Source organism: Caballeronia sp. LP006 (assembly GCF_031450995.1).
Classification (GTDB): Bacteria; Pseudomonadota; Gammaproteobacteria; order Burkholderiales; family Burkholderiaceae; genus Caballeronia.
Genome location: NZ_JARTVW010000005.1, coordinates 257,454 through 278,367, shown reverse-complemented (window position 1 = coordinate 278,367; position 20,914 = coordinate 257,454). Strand labels below are relative to the sequence as shown.

General features: G+C 62.8%; 22 protein-coding genes. 13 read left to right on the top strand and 9 right to left on the bottom strand.

The genetic code is table 11. The features are described 5' to 3' along the window. Positions 1 to 130 precede the first annotated feature (130 nt). Positions 131 to 1,618, bottom strand: coding sequence for a flagellar basal body P-ring formation chaperone FlgA (gene flgA / locus P9250_RS17985; protein ID WP_310394409.1), 1,488 nt, complete (start codon positions 1,616 to 1,618; stop codon positions 131 to 133). 461 nt (positions 1,619 to 2,079) lie between these two features. Here flgA and flgB point away from each other — a divergent pair, with 461 nt between their 5' ends. The 13 genes from flgB (at position 2,080) to P9250_RS17920 (ending at position 14,787) form a co-directional block, all read left to right on the top strand. Next, positions 2,080 to 2,583: a flagellar basal body rod protein FlgB gene (gene flgB, locus P9250_RS17980; RefSeq protein ID WP_244826560.1), complete on the top strand. Its 504-nt coding sequence runs from the start codon at positions 2,080 to 2,082 to the stop codon at positions 2,581 to 2,583. A 14-nt stretch (positions 2,584 to 2,597) separates the two neighbouring features. Further along, complete coding sequence (gene flgC / locus P9250_RS17975; protein WP_244826559.1) at positions 2,598 to 3,023, top strand: flagellar basal body rod protein FlgC; 426 nt, start codon at positions 2,598 to 2,600, stop codon at positions 3,021 to 3,023. Between the two features lie 11 nt (positions 3,024 to 3,034). Then, entirely contained in the window at positions 3,035 to 3,766 is a 732-nt protein-coding gene (locus tag P9250_RS17970) for a flagellar hook assembly protein FlgD (RefSeq protein WP_250466045.1), read from the top strand. A 27-nt stretch (positions 3,767 to 3,793) separates the two neighbouring features. Continuing rightward, positions 3,794 to 5,011 (top strand): flagellar hook protein FlgE, encoded by a 1,218-nt coding sequence (flgE, locus tag P9250_RS17965; RefSeq protein WP_244826557.1) that lies wholly within the window; start codon positions 3,794 to 3,796, stop codon positions 5,009 to 5,011. Positions 5,012 to 5,045: 34 nt separating this feature from the next. Continuing rightward, positions 5,046 to 5,798, top strand: coding sequence for a flagellar basal-body rod protein FlgF (gene flgF, locus P9250_RS17960; protein WP_244826556.1), 753 nt, complete (start codon positions 5,046 to 5,048; stop codon positions 5,796 to 5,798). A 33-nt stretch (positions 5,799 to 5,831) separates the two neighbouring features. Beyond that, on the top strand, positions 5,832 to 6,620 hold the full coding sequence (gene flgG / locus P9250_RS17955; RefSeq protein WP_244826555.1) for a flagellar basal-body rod protein FlgG: 789 nt from the start codon (positions 5,832 to 5,834) through the stop codon (positions 6,618 to 6,620). 27 nt (positions 6,621 to 6,647) lie between these two features. Beyond that, entirely contained in the window at positions 6,648 to 7,343 is a 696-nt protein-coding gene (locus P9250_RS17950) for a flagellar basal body L-ring protein FlgH (RefSeq protein WP_244826554.1), read from the top strand. Positions 7,344 to 7,349: 6 nt separating this feature from the next. Continuing rightward, complete coding sequence (locus tag P9250_RS17945; RefSeq protein WP_244826553.1) at positions 7,350 to 8,477, top strand: flagellar basal body P-ring protein FlgI; 1,128 nt, start codon at positions 7,350 to 7,352, stop codon at positions 8,475 to 8,477. Positions 8,478 to 8,490: 13 nt separating this feature from the next. Beyond that, on the top strand, positions 8,491 to 9,531 hold the full coding sequence (gene flgJ, locus P9250_RS17940) for a flagellar assembly peptidoglycan hydrolase FlgJ (protein ID WP_244826552.1): 1,041 nt from the start codon (positions 8,491 to 8,493) through the stop codon (positions 9,529 to 9,531). A 272-nt stretch (positions 9,532 to 9,803) separates the two neighbouring features. Then, entirely contained in the window at positions 9,804 to 10,592 is a 789-nt protein-coding gene (locus P9250_RS17935) for a flagellar brake protein (RefSeq protein ID WP_370652046.1), read from the top strand. Between the two features lie 352 nt (positions 10,593 to 10,944). Next, positions 10,945 to 12,870, top strand: a complete 1,926-nt coding sequence (flgK, locus tag P9250_RS17930) for a flagellar hook-associated protein FlgK (protein WP_244826550.1) — start codon at positions 10,945 to 10,947, stop codon at positions 12,868 to 12,870. A gap of 11 nt (positions 12,871 to 12,881) precedes the next feature. Beyond that, complete coding sequence (gene flgL / locus P9250_RS17925; protein ID WP_244826549.1) at positions 12,882 to 14,117, top strand: flagellar hook-associated protein FlgL; 1,236 nt, start codon at positions 12,882 to 12,884, stop codon at positions 14,115 to 14,117. Between the two features lie 247 nt (positions 14,118 to 14,364). Beyond that, positions 14,365 to 14,787 (top strand): hypothetical protein, encoded by a 423-nt coding sequence (locus P9250_RS17920; protein ID WP_250466040.1) that lies wholly within the window; start codon positions 14,365 to 14,367, stop codon positions 14,785 to 14,787. 23 nt (positions 14,788 to 14,810) lie between these two features. On the opposite strand, the gene fliR is transcribed toward P9250_RS17920, so the two are convergent. The 8 genes from fliR to P9250_RS17880 all read right to left on the bottom strand — a co-directional run bounded on the left by fliR (position 14,811) and on the right by P9250_RS17880 (position 20,902). Next, the gene (fliR, locus tag P9250_RS17915) at positions 14,811 to 15,608 is read right to left on the bottom strand and encodes a flagellar biosynthetic protein FliR (protein ID WP_250526378.1); all 798 of its coding nucleotides are present in this window, start codon (positions 15,606 to 15,608) and stop codon (positions 14,811 to 14,813) included. Between the two features lie 8 nt (positions 15,609 to 15,616). Beyond that, a complete protein-coding gene (fliQ, locus tag P9250_RS17910; protein WP_310394400.1) occupies positions 15,617 to 15,886 on the bottom strand; it encodes a flagellar biosynthesis protein FliQ in 270 nt (89 codons plus the stop codon). A 28-nt stretch (positions 15,887 to 15,914) separates the two neighbouring features. Then, positions 15,915 to 16,685 (bottom strand): flagellar type III secretion system pore protein FliP, encoded by a 771-nt coding sequence (fliP, locus tag P9250_RS17905; protein WP_244826545.1) that lies wholly within the window; start codon positions 16,683 to 16,685, stop codon positions 15,915 to 15,917. Continuing rightward, on the bottom strand, positions 16,685 to 17,200 hold the full coding sequence (gene fliO, locus P9250_RS17900) for a flagellar biosynthetic protein FliO (RefSeq protein ID WP_244826544.1): 516 nt from the start codon (positions 17,198 to 17,200) through the stop codon (positions 16,685 to 16,687). The genes fliP and fliO overlap by 1 nt, the downstream gene beginning before the upstream one ends. Beyond that, a complete protein-coding gene (fliN, locus tag P9250_RS17895; protein ID WP_244828135.1) occupies positions 17,197 to 17,589 on the bottom strand; it encodes a flagellar motor switch protein FliN in 393 nt (130 codons plus the stop codon). The genes fliO and fliN overlap by 4 nt, the downstream gene beginning before the upstream one ends. Positions 17,590 to 17,635: 46 nt before the next feature. After that, positions 17,636 to 18,634 carry a flagellar motor switch protein FliM gene (fliM, locus tag P9250_RS17890; protein ID WP_244826543.1) on the bottom strand — a complete coding sequence of 333 codons (999 nt, stop codon included), beginning with the start codon at positions 18,632 to 18,634 and terminating at the stop codon, positions 17,636 to 17,638. Positions 18,635 to 18,670: 36 nt separating this feature from the next. After that, positions 18,671 to 19,162 (bottom strand): flagellar basal body-associated protein FliL, encoded by a 492-nt coding sequence (gene fliL / locus P9250_RS17885; RefSeq protein WP_244826542.1) that lies wholly within the window; start codon positions 19,160 to 19,162, stop codon positions 18,671 to 18,673. Between the two features lie 297 nt (positions 19,163 to 19,459). Continuing rightward, on the bottom strand, positions 19,460 to 20,902 hold the full coding sequence (locus P9250_RS17880) for a flagellar hook-length control protein FliK (RefSeq protein ID WP_310394398.1): 1,443 nt from the start codon (positions 20,900 to 20,902) through the stop codon (positions 19,460 to 19,462). Positions 20,903 to 20,914 lie beyond the last annotated feature (12 nt).

Here is a 20,914-nt window from a genome sequence, read left to right as displayed (position 1 = left end):
GGCTCTAGCGGCTCTTTCAGACTGATTCGTCCGAACGCGGCAGAGCCGAAAAGAGCCACCTTCGGATACGCATCTCGACGGTCTTACTGTCTTTCACGACCTGATTCGCAGATATCTGCCTCAAGCCGTCTTACATCCGTATCTCGACGGTCTGACTGTCCTTCACGATGCCGGTAATGATCTGTCCGTTGGCCGTCTTCACGCGGACTTGCTGGCCGGGCGCGGCGTTGTTCATCACGCTGCCTTCGGCGGAAATCGAGAATCCGGAGCCATCCGTGACGACGTGCACCGTCTGGCCGACCGCAACCGAGCTGGCGGCGCGCAGCATGTCGGTGCGCAGCGGCAACCCCGCCGGCACGCGCGACAGCGCGATTGCGCCCACGGCTTGCGCGGGATCGGTGACCGTGGCCTGCGGCATCGCGGTGATATCGCCTTCGTGGGCGACCACATCGCCCTGACCGAGCATTTCGCCGGGAGCGATCGCGCGCGCCGCCGTGTAGTAAGTCGCGTTGATCGCCACGCGCGCTTGCAGATAGAGCGTCCACGGGCGCTCGCCGACGCAGCGCACGCCTACTGTCATACGGCCCCAGAGCCGTGCGCCGGTCGGCATGAACGGATCGATCGACGAACACGGCGCGAGACCTCGCGGGAACGCAGGCGTCACGGTGATCTCGACCTTGCCCGGCAGTCCGGCGGTTTGTTGCTGAAGAAAAGCCACGGCAGCCGCGCGAATGCTCTCGCCGTCCTGGACGGTGGCGCCGGTGGCGTTCGCCTGTGGCAGCGTCGTCGCGGCGGGCGCTGCGGCGGCTCCCGCCGCGGCGGACGGATTGAAACTGACGCGCTTCATCGGCGATGCCGCGCTGGAAACGGGCGCCGTCGTGCCTGCCGCGATCGGACGCACGGCGCCGTTGCGGGCGGGAATGGCGTCGTCGCGGGTGACGACCACGGGAATCACATCGCGCGATGGCGTAACGGAGGCGACTCTGCGCAGATTCGCGTTCGCGGCGGTAACGGATTGAGCTGCGGTTTGAGCGGCGCCCAGAGCATCGGCAACCTTGGAAACGGGCGCGCTCATCGCGCCGCTTACTGCATTCTGATTAGCAGGGGCCGCCGCGCGCGCCGTTCCAACGCCCGTTTGCGCCTTCGCTTCGCCCGGACCGGGAATGACGATCATGCCGCTTGCGTCGTCCATGGCGTCGTCGGCGGCTTCGGCGCGTGCTTCGAGCGCGAGCGCGGCGTGGCGCATGGCGGCATCGGCGGCTTTGCTGGCATCGCCGTAGCCGCTCGGGCGCGACATCATCGCGGATGAAATTGCTGCCGGAGAAACGGCCGCCACCGGTGCGGGCGCGGTCGCGGGCGCGGCTTTCGCGGTCTTGAGACCCTTCGCCATTTCCGCCGCGGCTGCCGGATTCGTCTCCGCATTGCCTGGAATGACGATGGGACCATCGTCCTGCTGCGCGTAAGCGTTCGCCGTAAAGCCAAAACCAGCGGCCCCGACGAACAGGAGGGCCACGCCAGCCGCCGAGCGTCGCGCAAGCGACGACGCCTTTTGCACGCGGCGCTCCATCGCGGCGACGCGGGCAAGAGCCTTCGACGAATGACTGGCGGACCTGCTCATTACTTCTCTCCCTCGCGCGCCGCGAATGCCGCGACGGCGTTCTGATTCGATTGAGCCGTCCTGCCCTTTGCGGGGGCGCGGACAGGACGGCGACTGCAAACCGCTAACGACACGCCGCGATTTCCACGGCGGCACTCCCATTCGACTGACTCGTCCTGCCCAGGCCGGGGCGCGGACAAGACGGCAACTGCACATCGCTGGACAAACCCGCCGCAATGCCACGGTGGCCGAGCCCATCCACCCGAAGTCCCACGAACATCACAGCCGCTTCGACTCCCAAACCATTCCTTTCGACCACGAACCAGATTCTAGATAGACCGCGCGGCGATCAAGCGTCGAATAGAGGCCCCGTTTCCCGGTTATTCGTCGGATTAGTTGTTGCGCGCCGCTCCTAATATTCGTGTCATGCAAAAAGGTCTTGGCGATGCCGGACCCGAACCAAACATCTGTAGAGGACGGTGATGCTAGACAAACTCGACAAGGAATTCGCGTTCGGCCGCGAAGCGCTCGATGTCCGCGCGTATCGGCAGGAACTGCTTTCGTCGAATATCGCCAACGCGGACACGCCGGGCTACAAAGCGCGCGACGTCGATTTCTCGTCCGCCCTTGCCGGCGCGCTGAAGAAAGGCGGCGCCACTGGCACGGCGAGCAGCGCGGGCACGAGCAGCACCGGCACGCTGGCAATGGCGCAGCCGGTCAGCGTGAGCGCTGGCGCGGCAATGGCGGTCACGGCGCGCGGCCACATGTCGGGCACTTCGACGCTCACCGCATCCGGCGGTTCGAGCGACGACTACGGCCGCCTCGCCTATCGCGTGCCGAACCAGCCGTCGCTCGACGGCAATACGGTCGATCTCGACGCCGAGCGCGTGCAATTCGCGGACAACGCGCTGCACTTCGAAGCCGGCATGACGGTGTTGAGTTCGCAGATCAAGTCGATGCTTTCGGCGATCACGTCGAACAGTTAAGGAGCCAGAAAACCATGCCTTCTTTGATGAACATTTTCAGCGTGGCCGGTTCGGCGATGTCGGCTCAGGCGCAACGCCTGAACGTCACCGCGTCGAATCTGGCCAACGCGGACAGCACCACCGGCCCCGACGGCCAGGCGTACAAGGCGAAGCAGGTCGTGTTCGCGGTCGATCCGCTCGGCGGCGCGAAGAGCGGCTCCGGCCAGCAAGTCGGCGGCGTGCAGGTCACCGGCGTGATCGACGACCCGAGCCCGATGAAAACCAGTTACGACCCGAGCAACCCGGCGGCGAACGCGGACGGCTACGTGACGCTGCCGAACGTCGATCCGGTGCAGGAAATGGTCAACATGATGTCCGCGTCGCGTTCCTATCAGGCGAACGTCGAAACGCTCAATACCGCGAAGCAATTGATGCTCAAGACCCTCACCATCGGAACCTGAAGGAACATAACGTGACAACCAGCACAACCATCGGCAGCAACGGCACCACGGTGTCGCAGACGCTCCTCGACACCATGAACGGCGCGTCGTCGGCTTCCTCGACGTCGTCCAGCTCGAGCTCCAGTTCGACTTCGGGCACGTCCGCATCGGACCTGCAGAACACCTTTCTCACGCTGCTCGTGACGCAGTTGAAGAACCAGGACCCGACCAACCCCGCCGACAGCTCGCAAATGACTTCGCAGCTCGCGCAGATCAACACGGTGTCGGGCATCGGTCAGTTGAACACGTCGCTGTCCTCGCTCGCCACGCAGCTTTCCGCCGGCCAGTCGACGCAAGCGGCGATGCTCATCGGTTCGACCGTGCTCGCCTCGGGCAGCAACGTGTCGGTATCGAGCGGCGCGTCGTCGACTTTCGGCGTGCAGCTCGCCAACGACGTGAGCGACCTTCAGGTCGTCGTCAAGAACTCGTCCGGCCAGATCGTCAACACGCTCGACCTCGGCGCGCAGAGCGCAGGCGTCGTGCCGGTCTCGGGCTGGAAGCCGGTCGACTCGAAGGGCAACACGCTCGCCGACGGCACTTACACGATCACCGCGCAAGGCACGATCAACGGCCAGCAGGCAACGGCGACCACGCTCGCGGCCTCGCAAGTCCAGAGCGTCGTGCAGATGACGGGCGGCGCACCGGGTCTCAAGCTCGCGAACGGCTCCACGGTCGCACTGTCGAGCGTCGCCTCGATTCTTTAAACAAACAGACATTCCAGAGAGAAACACATGAGCTATCAACAAGCACTGAGCGGTCTGGGCGCTGCATCGAGCGACCTCGACGTGATCGGCAACAACATCGCGAACGCGAACACGGTCGGCTTCAAGCAAGGCCAGGCGCAATTCGCCGATATGTACGCAAGCTCGATGGCCACCGCCGTCAGCAACCAGATCGGTATCGGCACGCGCCTGTCCGAAGTGCAGCAGCAGTTCTCGCAAGGCACGATCACGACGACCAACCAGGCGCTCGACGTCGCCATCAACGGCAACGGCTTCTATCAGTTGTCGAACAACGGTTCGACCGTGTACTCGCGTAACGGCGTGTTCCATCTCGACAACACCGGCAAGATCGTCAACTCGGCCGGCTTGCAACTGATGGGCTACGCGGCGGATTCGAACGGTGTGGTCAACAGCGCAAGCACGGTGCCGCTGTCGGTGCCGACGGCCAATATCGCGCCGACCGCGACGAAGACCATCACCGCGTCGTTCAACCTGAATTCGCAGGACGCAGTGAAGGACAAGGCCGCGTTCGATCCGACCAACGGCAACACGTACAACGCCTCGACCTCGGTCGATGCCTACGATTCGCTCGGCGGCACGCAGAAGGTCTCGGTGTACTTCACGAAGTCCGCGACGGGCTCGTGGGAGGCGTTCGCGGGTTACGGCGATCCGGTCACGCAAAAGTCGGATCTCGGCGCGGTCACGTTCGATACGTCGGGCAACCTGACGAGCAGCCCGAAATACACCTTCACGATTCCCAACGGCGCGGACCCGAGCGGCACGACCACGCAGTCGCTCACGCTCGATCTCACCGGCACGACGCAATACGGCGCGACGAGCGGTCTCGCGAATCTGCATCAGGACGGCAACAGCACGGGCGAACTGACCGGCTTCACGGTTGGCACGGACGGCATGCTGACGGGCAACTACTCGAACGGCCAGACCAAGTCGCTCGGCCAGATCGCGATTGCCAACTTCAACAACCAGAACGGTCTGCAGAACCTGGGCGGCAACGTCTACGCGCAGACGGCGGCTTCGGGCGCGGCGCAGGTCGCGGTTCCGGGCTCGACCAACCACGGCGTGCTGCAAGGCGGCGCGGTGGAAGACTCGAACGTCGATCTGACGAGCGAACTCGTGAGCCTGATCACCGCGCAGCGCAACTATCAGGCGAACGCGCAGACGATCAAGACGCAGCAGGCCGTCGACCAAGCGGTCATCAACCTGTAAGCGTCGCCAAGTCAGTCAAGGAAGGAAGCGATTCATGGACCGTCTGATCTACACCGCGATGACCGGCGCAAGCCAGGCGCTCGAACAACAGAGCGTCGTGGCGAACAACCTGGCGAACGCATCGACCACGGGCTTCAAGGCTCAACTCGCGGCGTTCCGTCAAGTGCCGATGTCGTTCGAGAACCAGTCCGCCGATGGCACGACGCGCACTTTCGTGCTCTCGTCCACGCCGAACGCGGACTACTCGGCAGGCCCGATCTCGCAAACGGGCAATCCGCTCGATGTCGCGATTCAGGGACCCGGCTGGCTCTCCGTGCAAACGGCCGACGGCAACGAGGCCTACACGCGCGCCGGCAATCTGCACGTGGATCAGAACGGTCAGCTCGTCACGGCGAACAACTTGCCGGTGCTCGGCACGAGCGGCCCGCTGTCCATTCCGCCGGGCGCGGAAGTGACGGTCGGCAAGGACGGCACGGTGTCCGCGCTGATTCCGGGCGATCCGCCCACGGCGATCGCGACGGTGGATCAGCTGAAGCTCGTGAATCCCGATCCGTCGACGCTGTCGCGCGGCGATGACGGCCTCTTCCATACCGCCGATGGCGACCCCGCCGAAGCGGACCCGAATGTGGTCGTGGCAGGCGGCTCGCTCGAAGGCAGCAACGTGAACCCAGTCTCCGCGATGGTCTCGATGATCTCCAACGCACGCCAGTTCCAGATGCAGACCAAGCTGATGGAATCCGCGGACCAGAACGAACAATCGGCGAACAAGCTGCTGAACTTCAGCTAAGCCGCACAGCCAAGACATTAGGAAACGAACGACATGAACCGCTCCCTCTATATCGCCGCGACTGGCATGAATGCCCAGCAGTCGCAGATGGACGTGATCTCGAACAACCTCGCCAACGTGAGCACCAACGGCTTCAAGGGCTCACGCGCGGTGTTCGAGGATCTGCTTTATCAGACCGTGCGTCAGCCGGGCGCGAACTCCACGCAGCAAACCGAACTCGCGTCGGGCAGCCAGCTCGGCACCGGCGTGCAGCAAGTCGCGACAGAACGCCTTTACACGCAGGGCAACCTGCAACAGACCGGCAACTCGAAGGACGTCGCGATCAACGGTCAAGGCTTCTTCCAGGTGACGATGCCCGACGGCACGACCGCCTACACCCGCGACGGTTCGTTCCAGACCAACGCGCAAGGCCAGCTCGTCACGTCGAGCGGCTATCAATTGAATCCGGCGATCACGATTCCGCAAAACGCGACCGCGATCACCATCGGCTCGGACGGCACGGTCTCGGTCACGCAGCCGAGCAGCACGGCCAGCACGACGGTCGGCCAGATCACGCTCGCGTCGTTCATCAACCCGGCCGGTCTCGAAGCGAAGGGCGAAAACCTCTTCGCCGAAACGGGCAGCTCGGGCGCGCCGAACGTTTCGCAACCGGGCCTGAATGGCACGGGCTCGCTGCAACAAGGCTATGTGGAAGCGTCGAACGTGAACGTGGTGCAGGAACTGGTCAACATGATCCAGACGCAGCGCGCCTACGAGATCAACAGCAAGGCCGTGACCACGTCCGACCAGATGCTGCAGACGCTTTCCCAGATGCAGGTTTGACGCAGAAGCATTAAACGGATCATCAAGATGTCGCCACTCAACACTATCGTTCGCGCGTCACGCCTTGCATCGCTTCTCGCGCTCGGCGCGGCGCTTGCCGCTTGCGGCCTCGTGCCGAAGGAACCGATCATCCAGCAGCCGATGACCGCGCGTCCGCCGCAGCCGCCCATCGGCACGCGTTCGCCCGGCGCGATCTACAACGCGGGCTACGCAGGCCGGCCGCTGTTCGAAGATCAGCGTCCGCGCAACGTCGGCGACATCCTGACCATCGTGATCTCGGAAAACGTCAACGCGACGAAGTCGTCGGCGGCGAACACCAACCGCACCGGCACGGGCGCGTTCGCCGTGCCGACCGTGCCGGGCGTCTTCGGCGGCCTCTTCAACAACACGAACCTGTCGGCCACGGGCGCCAACAAGTTCACGGCGGGCGGCGGCGCAAGCGCGGCCAACACGTTCAGCGGCACGCTCACCGTCACCGTCACCGAAGTGATGTCGAACGGCAACCTGATGGTCAGCGGCGAAAAGCAGATGCTCATCAACCAGGGTAACGAATACGTGCGTTTCTCGGGCGTCGTCAATCCGACGACCATCTCGGGCAGCAACACGGTCTACTCCACGCAGATCGCCGATGCGAAGATCGAATATTCGGCGAAGGGTTATATCGACGAAGCGCAAAACATGGGCTGGCTCCAGCGCTTCTTCCTCAACGTCGCGCCGTTCTGACCGATCATGAATTCGCTCCTTCGCTTCCTCTCGTTCTCGCTCGCGGCTGCTGTCGTCGCCATCGGCTCCGTTCCGCATGCGCACGCCGAGCGCCTGAAAGACCTCGTCTCGTTTCAAGGCGTGCGTGACAATCCGCTGATCGGTTATGGCCTCGTCGTCGGTCTCGACGGCACGGGCGACCAGACCATGCAGACGCCGTTCACCACGCAGAGCTTGACCAACATGCTCGGCAACCTGGGCATCACGGTGAATTCAGCGACCACATCGAACATGCAGTTGAAGAACGTCGCCGCCGTGATGGTGACGGCCACGTTGCCGCCGTTCGCGCGTCCCGGCGAAGCGATCGACGTGACCGTATCCTCGCTCGGCAACGCCAAGAGCCTGCGCGGCGGCACCTTGCTGATGTCGCCGTTGAAGGGCGCGGACGGTCAGGTCTACGCGATGGCGCAGGGCAACCTCGTCGTCGGCGGCGCGGGCGCAAGTGCGAACGGCAGCAAGGTGCAGGTCAATCAACTCGCGGTGGGCCGCATTTCCGGCGGCGCGCTCGTCGAACGCGCGGTGCAGAGCACGGTGCTGCAACAAGGCGGCACCATGCAGATGGAACTGCGCGAGATGGATTTCGACACGACCCAGCGCATCGTCGCGGCCGTGAACAACCAGTTCGGCACGGGCACGGCGCTCGCGCTCGACGGCCGCACGATTCAGTTGCGCGCGCCGTCCGAAGCGAGCGAACAGGTCTCGTTCATGGCGCAATTGCAAAACATCGACGTGCGTCCGGCGCAAGCCGCGGCCAAGGTCATTCTGAATGCACGCACCGGCTCCATCGTGATGAATCAGATGGTCACGCTGCAGAATTGCGCGGTCGCTCACGGCAACCTGTCGGTCGTCATCAACACGAAAACGGCGGTGAGCCAGCCGAACGCGTTCTCGAACGGCCAGACGGTCGCCGCGAAGGAATCGTCGATTCAGTTGAAGCAGGATAGCGGCGCGCTCAAGATGCTTTCGGCGGGCGCGAATCTGGCGGACGTGGTGAAGGGCTTGAACGCACTCGGCGCGACACCGGCCGATCTGATCTCGATCCTTCAGTCGATGAAGGCGGCGGGCGCACTGCGCGCCGACCTCGAAATCATCTAAGGGACGACGGCACATGAACTCGACTTCGAGCGGTATCGCCAACACGGCATTGGCATCTACCGAGACGGGCGGACTGTCGAACCTGACCAACCGCTTCGCGCTCGATACGCAGGGCTTCGACGCGTTGCGCGCGCAGGCCAACGCATCGCCGCAACAGGGTTTGAAGGCGGCAGCCAAGCAGTTCGATGCGGTCTTCACGACGATGATGCTCAAGAGCATGCGCGATGCGACGCCCTCGGACAGCCCGTTCGAGTCGAACGATACGAAGTCGTTCACGGCGATGCTCGACCAGCAGTTGTCGCAGCAGATGTCGTCGAAGGGTATTGGCGTGGCGGACGCGATGTACAAGCAGCTCATGCGCACGGCGGGCATCAAGGACACGTCGGCCACGGGCGGCGCGGCAAACGGCATGAACGCGATGAACGCGCTGTCGGGCGGCGGCGGCAGCAGCGACGCGAACGCGGGCAACATCGCCGCAATGAACGCAATGGCCAAGGCCTACGCCGCGGCGCAGGCCAACAAGAGCGGCGCATCGCTCAACAGCGGCAATGGTTACACGGGCGCCGACGCGCTCGATCCGGGCGTGCGCGGCAACGGTTCGGACAAGGTCAACGCGTTCGTCGAACGGCTGGCCACGCCCGCGCAAGCCGCGAGCGCGGCAACGGGCATTCCGGCGCGCTTCATCATCGGCCAGGCGGCGCTGGAATCGGGCTGGGGCAAGCGCGAGATCAAGTACGCGAACGGCGCGACGAGCCACAACATTTTCGGCATCAAGGCGACGTCGAGCTGGACCGGCAAGACAGTGGATTCGGTGACGACGGAATACGTCAACGGTCAGCCGAAGAAGGTCGTGGAGCGCTTTCGCGCCTACGATTCCTACGAAGCCGCGCTCACCGACTACGCGAGCGTCATCAAGAACAATCCGCGTTACGCGCCGGTCGTGGAGGCATCGCGCGATGTCGCGGGCTTCGCGCACGGCATGCAAAAGGCAGGCTACGCGACCGATCCCCAGTACGCGAAAAAGTTGATCTCGATCATGCGTCAGATCGCCTGACGAAGCGTTTTCGAATTCGACACAAAGGCAGGCGTTCCGTCAACGGCGGAACGATCCTGCCTTTTTGCGCTCGGCGCTCAACACGTTGATTTAGAGCCATGCGCGCTCTTTGGCCTGCTTCGTGCATGTGCAAACGTTTTAGTCCTCGTAGGGACGGCGCGCCACATATTTTTCGGGGCTGCCTGTCTAAACTTTGCTGGCAGTTTGCCGCTATCCCTAAGAAGAAACTGCCGGTTCGAAGGTGAGCCGGTTCGACACGTGGCGTAGCGGAAATGGACGGTACGCGACCAATGAATACGGCCAGCACAATGAATATCAATCACATGCAGGACTTCGCCGACGACGACATTGCGCCGATCGTGGACTTTGGACGACGCAATCCGCTGGAGATCGGTGTGTCGTTGCGCAACCTTGCCCATCGCGGCGACTTTTTGACCGCGCAATATGGCGACGGGCAGATTGTTACGCGCCTTCTGGACGTCGATGTTACGGGACATCGCTTTACGTTCGACTGGGGCGGCATGGCGGAACAGAATCGTCACGTGCTGGCTGCGCCCAAGCTGATTTTCAGTTCGGCGCCGGACGGCGTGCGACTCGAATTCACCACGGGCGCCGCGCGTGAGACCGTGTTCGACGGACGTCCCGCTTTCGAGGCCGAGTTTCCGCCGGTGCTTTACTACATGCAGCGTCGCGAATATTTCCGCGTCGAAGCGCCAGTGCTCGACCCCTACATTTGCAGCGGTTCGCTGCCGGATGGCGAGCGCTTTCGCTTCGAAGTGCATGATCTTTCGCTTGGCGGCGTCGCGTTGCGAACCACGGACGAACGCGTGGCCGACCTGGAGATGGGCATCGTGATTCAGGATGCCGAATTGCACTTCACGACCACCGGCAAGGTGACCGTGGATATCAAGCTGGTGTCGCACAGGGAATCGACGACGGCCAAGGGCGATCGCCGCTTCACGCTCGGCTTCAAATTCATTTCGATGCCGGGATCGGCGGAAAACACGCTGCAGCGGCTCATTACGCAACTGGAAATGAAGCGGCGCGCGCTGGCGAAGTAAGGCGGCCGTTCACATCGGTTTCATCCCTCGCGGCGGCGCTGCTCTGAGCGCCGCCCGTCCTGCTGCAAGGTTTCCCGGTTTTTTCCATTCCCTCGCGTCGCGATACAGCTAAAAGCGCCCGCCGGAATCGAATCCGAATAAGCCCCAAAACCCCCTTCAAATCGGCAAATTGCGCTTGCACGACGCGCTCGATAATGCCCAAGTCGAGCAAACCGTCCACGGTATCCGCGTTGAAGAACCGGTCCGCGAACGTTTGCCGAAACGCTCAACTTTCCCGGCGCTTCGCCGATAAACAAGGCAGCTATCCGGCGGCGTTGCATGACGCCATCGCCGCCAAGACAAGGATCAACGCATGTCCAACAACATCTTCAATATCGGCCTGTCGGGACTGAATGCGGCTCAATGGGGCCTGACAGTCACCGGGCAGAACATCAGCAATGCGGCGACGCCCGGCTATACGCTCGAAAAGGCTTCGTTTCAGGAGTCGTCGGGACAGTACACGGGTTCCGGCTATCTCGGCAGCGGCGTGCAGACGACTACCGTCACGCGTCAATACAGCCAGTATTTGACCACGCAGGTCAACAACACGACCGCGTCGAGCAGCGCCGCCAACACCTATTACTCGTTGATCTCGCAGCTGAACAACCTCGTTGGCGACCCGACCACCGGTATCGCAACCGGCATCAGCAACTATTTTTCGGGCATGCAGTCGGTGGCGAATTCGGCGAGCAGCACGTCGTCGCGCCAGTCGCTCATGAGCAACGCGCAGACGCTCGCGAATCAGCTCAATTCGGCAGGCGAGCAATACGACCAGTTGCGTTCGAGCGTCAACACGCAACTGACGAGCGCGGTCTCGTCGATCAACAGCTACACGCAACAGATCGCTGATCTCAACAAGCAAATCAACGTCGCCAGCGCGCAAGGTCAGCAGCCCAATCAGTTGATGGATCAGCGCGATCAGGCCGTTGCGAGTCTCAGCTCGATGGTCGGCGTGCAGGTCGTGCAAACGGATGGCAACTACAACATCTTCGTCGGTAACGGACAGCCGCTCGTCGTCGGCGGCACGGCTTCGGCATTGCAGACGGTGACATCGCCGACTGACCCGAGCGAATTGACGGTCGCGTTCAAGAGCAAGGACGGCACGACGCCGACCGCCGCGCAGACGCAATACCTCGATACCAGCGCGTTGTCGGGCGGCGTGGTTGGCGGCCTGATGGACTTCCGCTCGCAAACGCTCGATCCGGCGCAAGCGCAACTCGGCGCGATTGCGACGAGCTTTGCCGCGCAACTGAACGGACAGAACTCGCTCGGCCTCGATCTGAACGGCCAGGCTGGCGGCGCGCTCTTCTCGGCGGGTTCGCCCACCGTCTACGCCGACGCGCGCAACAAGGGCACCGGCACGGTCACGGCCGAGTTCTCCGATGCCACGCAGCCCACGTCCAGCGATCTCACGGTCACCTATAACGGCACCGGCTTCGACGTGACCGACACCCAGAGCGGCAAGGCGCTCGGCAGCTTCACGCCGCCCAACGCGTTCGACGGTCTGAAGATCACGCCTTCGGGCACGATGCAAGCGGGCGACTCGTTCTCCATTCAGCCGACGCGCGCCTCGCTCGACAACTTCCAGCTCGCGACGACCAACGGCTCCGCGATCGCGGCCGCTTCGCCCGCGGTGACATCGGCGGCGACCGCGAACACCGGTACGGCCACGATTTCCTCGGCGACGGTCGCGGCGGGTTACAGCACGCCTTCGGCTATCGCGCTCACTTACAACTCGACGGCGGGCGGCTTCACGTCGAATGTCGCGGTGACCGTGGGCACCACGAATTACCCGGCCAACACGACCATTCCCTACGATTCGTCGAAGGGGCTCACTGTCACGTCGAACGGCATCAGCGCGACGATCAGCGGCAAGCCGGCCAATACGGACGTGTTCAACATCAATCCGAACACGGGCGGCACGAGCGACGGCAGCAACGCGCTCACCATGTCGAACCTGGTGTCGACCAAATCGATGAACGGCACCGACACGCTCACGAATTCCTATGCGAACTACGTGAACCAGATCGGCAACCAGACGAACCAGCTGAAGAGCACGAGCTCGTCGCAAACGGCGCTGCTCAGTCAGGCGACATCGGCGCAACAGTCCGTGCAGGGCGTGAACCTGAACGAGGAAGCGGCGAACCTCATGCAGTATCAGCAGCTTTATCAGGCGAACAGCAAAGTGATTCAGACGGCTTCGACGCTGTTTCAGACGCTGCTTGGCATCTTTAACTGAGGCATTTAGCGATGCGTATATCCAGTTCGCAGTATTTCAACATGAACGTCGCTTCGATGAGCGACCAGCAGAGCTCGCTTGCCTCGATGTATCAGCAGATCTCGTCGGGCAAGCGCATTCTGACCGCTTCCGACGACCCGCTCGGTGCCGCGCAGGCCGTGCAGCTCACGATGAAGACCGCCACGCTCACGCAATACAGCGCGAATCAGACCACGGCGCTTTCGTCGTTGCAGCAGGAAGATTCGACCTTGAGCGACGTGAGCGGCGTGCTGCAAAGCATTCAGACGCAAGTCGTGCGCGCGGGCGATGGCTCCCTCACGAACGCGGATCGCAAATCGATTGCGGATACGCTGCAGGGTTATCGCGACCAGTTGATGAGCGTCGCGAACACGACCGACAGCGAAGGCAATTACATTTTCTCGGGTTTAAAGGGCGGCACCGCGCCGTTTTCGAACAATGCTTCCGGCGTAGGCACGACGTATTCGGGCGATGCCGGCCAGCGCACGGTGCAGATCAGCTCGGGCCGCTCGATTCCCGTGGGCGACACCGGCTCGTCGATTTTCATGGGCGTGTCGCCCACGGATAGCGACGCGGTACCGTCGGCATCGGCGACCAATACGGGCACGGCCACGATCAGCAAGGTGAGCACGACCGATCCGGGCAACGCGAACAATGCGAGCACGTATTCGATCGCGTTTTCGGTATCGTCGACGGATGGTTCGACGAGCTACCTCGTGACCGCGACGCCGCCTGACTCGTCGCTGTCGACGACACCGACCGCATACACGGCCGGCACGGCGATTTCGTTCGGCGGTCAGAAGGTGACGGTCAGCGGCGCGCCCGCGAACGGCGACAGCTTCACGGTGCAGCCGGCGGCATCGGGCAACAACGATGTGTTCGCGACGCTCGACAATTTGATCAGCGCGCTCAAGCAGCCGACGGGCACGCCAGCCTCGGAAGCGACGTTGACCAACGCGTTGTCGACGGCTTCGACCAAGCTCGACAACACCTACACGAACGTGTTGTCTGCGCAGACGGTGGTGGGTGGCCGTGAGCAGGAAGTGAAGGCCACGCAGACGTCGATGGCGACTTCGCAGACGCAGACCGCCAGCGATCTTGCGAATCTGACGAGCATCGATCTGGTTTCGGCGATCAGTTCTTATGAGCTCACGCAGAACTCGTTGACGGCGGCACAGCAGGCGTTTTCGCAGATCCAGAAGTTGTCGTTGTTCAACTACCTCAGCTAATAAGGGGTCTTTGTCTCTCGTTTTTTAAGGGAACTTCGAGAAGGGCATCGTGTGGTTTGGCGATGCTCTTTTTTTTCGTTTTTTCAGTGGAAGAAGCCGGGAACGATTGCCTATGATTGACGCACCGGACTTAAGTGCAACGTCGAGGATTCGTGCGCCATGAGATACCGACTGCTTGGTGAGACGGGTGACGGAAATGAGGATTGATCGCGCGCTCGTTGTGCTCTGTGCAATGACATGTCCAATCATGTTTGTCGCATGTGGAAGCGGCTCGGATTCGCCGCCTGCCCGCAAGAACACGGCACAACTCGACGCCGGGCGGGCACAGTGGGCCGCGACGCTGCCGGAGCCGGACGCTGACTACGGTGAATATCCGTCGAATTATCAGGACATCATCAAGGCGGCCATGGCGAAGACGCTGAAAGACCCCGAGTCGGCGCGCTATGGCGATTTCTCCACGCCAACGAAGGATCAGGCTATCGAGAACATGACGGAGCACCGTGCCGTTTATGGTTATCTCGTGTGCACGGACATCAACGCGAAGAACAGCTATGGCGGTTACACGGGAGCCAAGCGCCGCTGGTTCCTTATTCGCAACGGCGCTGTCGTTCGGTATGGTGAACGGCCCATGTATGTCGGGCACGTTGCGCCGTGCATGCGCGCACCGTGAGCCACGATGCGGGCAATGACGCGTCAAGAACCCATCGAGCCCGCGATCCTTCCCACCTGTCCCAGCCCCGCCTCGAAGATCCGCTGAAAAAACGGCATCAAATTAGGCACCATCAACTGAAGCAGCAACAAGCCGACGAGCATGGTGACCGGAAAACCCACCTGGAAGATGCCGATCTGCGGCGCCGCGCGATTCAGAATGCCGAGCGCGAGATTGGCGATAAGAAGCGCCGCCACGACCGGCAACGACAGCAACAACCCGGTGGAAAAAACCGAAGCGCCATAACCCACCATCACCCGCCAACCTTGCGCATGCGAAGCGGACGCCACGACATTGACATCGACGGGCACGCTCTGGAAGGTCGTGATCAGCGCGGCGATCAGTTGCAGATGCCCGTCGAAGACGAGAAACGCCAGCATCGCCAGCGTGTTGAGATAGCGCGATACCACCACGGCATTGCCACCCGCGCGCGGATCGTAAAGCATCGCGAAACCGAGGCCCATTTGCTGTCCGATGAACTCGCCAGCCGCATCGACGGCGGCAAAGGCTATTTGCATCGTCATGCCAATGGCCGCGCCAATCAGGAACTGATTGACGATGATCCACACGCCCGCCGCTGAGAACACCGTGGCGTCGGGCATGGCGGGCAAGGTGGGCGCGACGATCAGCGTGATGAAGGCCGCCAGCGCGATCTTCACGCGCGTGGGCAACGCCATATGGTTCAGCACCGGCGCGGTGGCCATCAAGGCAAGGATGCGCACGAACGGCCACAGAAACGCCGTGAGCCAGCCGTTCAGTTGCGCATAAGTAACCGAGAACATCGAACGAATCAGCCCGTGATCGCAGGCGTGATGGTGAACACGTGCCGCATGTAATCGAGGATGGTCGTGAGCATCCACGGTCCCGCGATCACGAGCGTCACCGCCACGGCGATCAGCTTCGGAATGAAGGAGAGCGTCGATTCGTTGATCTGCGTGGCCGCCTGAAAGAGACTTACCACCAGACCCACGACGAGCGCGACCAGCAAGAGCGGGGCAGCCAGCAGCAACGCGACATACATCGCCTGATGCGCGATGGCCATGACCGATTCGGGTGTCATTCCAGCAACCTCAATAGAAACGATAACGTTACGAAACGAAGCTCTGCGCAAGCGAGCCGATCAGCAACTGCCAGCCATCGACGAGCACGAACAGCATGAGCTTGAAGGGCAGCGCTATCGTCGTGGGCGAGACCATCATCATGCCCATCGACATCAAGACGCTCGCCACCACCACGTCGATGATGAGGAACGGAATAAAGATGGTGAAGCCGATCTGAAACCCCGTCTTCAGTTCGCTCGTCACGAACGAAGGCACCAGCAGCGACAGCGGCACGTCTTCCGGACCGTTCATCGGCGCGGCCTTCGAGATGCGGGCGAAGAGCGCGAGATCCGCTTCGCGCGTCTGCTTCAGCATGAACTGCTTGAAGGGCGCGACGCCGCGCTGCATGGCCTGATCCATCGCGATGGTGCCGTCGGAGAAGGGCTTGTATGCGTCGGTGTAGGCTTTGTCGAGCACCGGCGACATCACGAAAAACGAGAGAAACAACGCGAGGCCCACGAGCACTTGATTAGGCGGCGTGCTCGTCGTGCCGAGCGCCTGGCGCAAGAGCGACAGCACGATGATGATGCGCGTGAAGCTCGTCATCATCAGGACCATGGCCGGGAGGAACGAGAGCATCGTCAGCAGCAACATCGTCTGCACGCTGAGCGAGTACGTCGTGCCGCCGTTCGGGCCGGGGCTGGTATTGAAGGCGGGAAGACCCGCCGTGCTTTGCGCGAGCGCCGCGACCGGCAACAAGGCGATCACGACCGGCAGCGCCAGTTTCACGCCGCGCACGATGTTACGACTGACCTGCATTACTTGCTCCCGCCCACGAACTTCTGAAGACGCTTGTTCGCTTCACCGGCGAGGGCATCGCGAAACCGCTGACCAAAACTGCCTTGCAACGTTTGCGCGGCCAACGGCGTTGGTTCGCCGCTTACGTCCGCTTCCGCCGATCCGGCGGGCATGGTATGCAGCAAGCGCACGTTGCCGGGCCCCGCGCCGAGCACGAGCCAGGTATCGCCTATTTCGACGACCGCCACGCGCTCCTTGTTGCCGAGCGACGCGCCGCCCACTACTTTCACGAGGCCGCCTTTCCTGCCGCCTTGCAAGCCGAACTTGCGAGCGAGCCACGCGCAACCGAACACGAAGCCGATCACGATGACGAGACCGAACAGCGTCTGCAACACCGCGCCGAAACCGAGCGACGGCACGGCGCTTCCCGCGCCGACGCTCGAAGCGATCTGCGCGGCGTGGTTCACGGCGTTCATATCGGCTGCGCGGGACAGCGCAGGCACGAAGGCAATCAGGACGGCGGCAAAGCGTTTCATCGATTCAACTTCCGGATACGTTCGGACGGCGTGATGATGTCGGTCAGGCGAATACCGAACTTGTCGTTCACGACGACCACTTCGCCTTGCGCAATAAGACAACCGTTCACGAGCACGTCCATTGGCTCGCCCGCCATGCCGTCGAGTTCCACGACCGAACCCTGCGCGAGTTGCAGCAGGTTGCGAATCGCGATCTTCGTGCGGCCGAGTTCCACCGTCATCTGCACGGGGATGTCGAGAATCATGTCGATGTCGTTGCGCGTCGAAGGCGCCGCGGCTTTCGACAAGGGCTGGAACACGCCCGCGCTGGCCACGGCAGGCGTTTCGTTGCCGTTCTGCTCAGCGAGCGCGCTCGCCCAGTCGTCCATCGACAACTCTTCCGCCTTCATGTCGCCCACGCCGGTTGAGCCGGGCAGTGTGCCTTCCTGCAAGAGATCACTCATATCCACCTTCCTTCATGTTGTCCGACGCGCTGACCATTTTCTGCACGCGCAGCGCGTATTGACCATTGAAAATTCCGTAGCCGCATTCCATCACCGGCACGCCGTCCACCTTGGCGACGACATGCTCGGGCACGTCGATCGGCAGCACGTCGCCCTTGCGCATGTTGAGCAGCCTTTCGAACGACGAACGGATCTCGGCGAGTTCCACCGTCAGTTCCACTTCCGCCGATTGCACTTGCTGCGAGAGCACGCGCACCCAGCGGCGATCCACTTCGAGCGCTTCGCCCTGAATCGGCGAGGAGAGCTGATCGCGAATCGGCTCGATCATCGAGTAGGGCATGCAGATATGCAGCGTGCCGCCCGTCGAACCGAATTCGATGGTGAACTGCGTCACGATGACGATTTCATTCGGCGTCGCCACGTTCGCGAACTGCGTGTGCATTTCCGAGCGCATGAATTCGAACTGCAGCGGACGCACGCTCTTCCACGAAGCGGAGTAGTGCTCGAATACCAGCGTGAGCAGCTTGTGGATGATGCGTTGCTCGGTCTGCGTGAACTCGCGGCCTTCGACGCGCGTATGGAAACGCCCGTCGCCGCCGAAGAGGTTGTCGACCACGAAGAACACGAGGTTCGGATCGAACACGAACAGCGACGTGCCGCGCAGAGGCTTCACATGGACCAGGTTGAGGTTGGTCGGGATCGGCAGATTGCGCGTGAATTCGCTGTACTTCTGCACCTTCACCGGGCCGACGGAGATTTCCGCCGAACGCCGCATGAAGTTGAAGATGCCCACGCGCAACAGGCGCGCGAAGCGGTCGTTGATGATTTCGAGGCCGGGCATCCGGCCGCGGACAATGCGTTCCTGCGTCGCGATGTTGTAAGGACGAACGCCGGCGGGCTTGCTGTCGTCTGAGACCTGATCGACTTCGCCGGTGACGCCCTTGAGGAGGGCATCGACCTCCTCCTGCGACATGAACTCTTCGTGGCCCATGACTCTTTTCCGTTTCCTTGAATCTGGTGCGCGGGCTTACTGCACGACGAATTCGGTGAACAACACTTCTTCGACGTGGGCGGGATGATCCGGCGCGCTGGCGGCCTTCTCGACGGCTTCGCGCAGTTCGTCGGCGAGCTTGCGCTTGCCTTCGACGGTCGCCATCTCTTCGGGGTGCTTGCCGGAGATGAGCATCAGCACGCGGCTGCGGATCTCAGGCATGCGTTCGGTGATCTGCACCTGAGCCTTTTCGTCCGCGAGCTTGAGCGACAGACCGACGCGCAGGTAGTGCATGATGCCGTCGTCGGCTTGCAGGTTGACGGTCAGCGAATCGAGCGGGAAGAACACGGGCGGCGGCACCGGTGCGGGCTTGGCGGGGCCGTGAGGCTGCTTGCCGAGCATGAAGTAAGCGCCGCCGGCGCCAGCACCCAGCAGAACGACCGCGCCAATGGCGATGATCAGAGTCTTCTTGAGCTTGCCGCTCTTCGCGGGAACGATGTCTTTCGGATTTGCAGTGGTGGTAGCCATGAATTCTTGCCCTCTTTCGATAGGTTGAATTGTTGGCTATAACGCCGTTGAGCGATGGGGCGAAAAGAGGGGGGATTTGGGGCTAACTCGTGGGTTAAAGATTCGCGGCGCGACAGCGGTTTTACGGGGCATCGGGCGGCGCGGGTGGTGATTCTCGTGCTTTGAGGTGGTCTGATCGCCGCGTGGACACCAACAAAAAAGCAGCTTTACGCCTCGAAGGGCCTAAAGCTGCTTTTTGCGGCGAGGAAAGGCGCGCCGCCGCCAAACGGCTAACGCACCGCTTGTCCCGTCAAGTCATCAAGCAAACGTATCCACCAACCCGACCGTGCGCCGCACCGGCATCGTCACCGTGCTTGCCACGCCCGAATCGCTAACGCCGACGCCGCCAACACCGCCCACGCCGCGTCCGTTGCCCGACGACGAGCGGCCCTCGCCGCGGTCCTGTTGCGACGACTGGCGCGCGAATCCATCCGAAACGCTGGTGGAGCCTAGGCTGATACCATTGGCTTCCATCGCCTCGCGCAGCTTCGGCATCGCGGCTTCGACCGCTTCGCGCACCTGCGCATGCTGCGACACGAAGAGCGCGTGCGCATGATTCTCGGAAACCTGCAGAGTGACCTGCAACGGGCCGAGATCCTTCGGATTGAGCGTCAACTCCGCGCTCTGTTGCTGCGAATTCGAGAGGAACACGACTTTCTGGCTGAACGCATCGTCCCAGCCGCCAGCGCCGACGTGCGGCGCAATCGCCGCGCTGGTCGCCGCCGTCATCTCGCCTTGCGCACTCGATACCGCCGACCCCGCCGATGCCGATTGCATCGCCACCGCGCGCGCCGCTGCATCGGCTTGCTGCGAGATGGCTTTGTACGCCGCGCTGCCCGCATCGGCTTGCGGGGTCAGCGCGGCCTGAACCGCTGCCGCATCGCTTGCCAGTGCCGCGGTCGTGGCCGGCGCCGCGTTGTCCCTGGCATCGCCGGCGAGCGCGTTGAGCAGGCCGCCCGAGCGATTACCCTTCGATCCTTCGCCGACCATGCCGCCCGGCGCCTCGTCACTCTTTCCAGCGCCCGTGGCCGCGCCCGCGCCCGCATGCACCGATGCCGCCGCGTTCATCGGCACGGCATTCGCCGGCACGTTGTTCATCGCGGCGAGCGCGGCCTGCAGCGCATCTTGCGCGGACTTGGCGTCGCCGCTCTTGTGCGTGTCGCCGGTCGCGGTCTTGTCGTCATCCGTCGATGCAGCGGCCGTCGCGGCCGCATCGGTCACGTCGGACACGGTGGTATTCGCAGCTTCGGCGGCGTCCGCGCGCTCGGCCGCATCGGCGGCATCCGTCGCTTTCGCGGGCTTTGCCGGGGCGGCAGGCTTGGACGCATCCGCCGTTTCGGTCTTGCCCGAAGGCTTCGAAGCCTCCTTCGTCGAATCCGTCTTGCCGCTCTTGTCGGCCGACGACGACGCCTGCGTGTCTTTCGCGCTATCGCTCTTCTTCACGTCGCTCGCGTCGTCCGACTTGCTGGCGCTCGCGGTGTCGTCGGACTTCGGCACGTCATGCACGCTCGACTTGGCCGCGGTGGACGAGGACAAGGACGACGCCGCCAGCGCCTTGGCTGCCTGTGCGTCGGCATTGGCCTTGTCGGTCATGCTCTGCAGCGTCAGGCCGAACGACGCGCCTGCGTCCGCTGCACGCTTTTTGGCAGCCGAAGATGACGAAACGCCCGACTGCGCGCCGATGGAAGAAACGGAGGACATGCGTTACCTCGA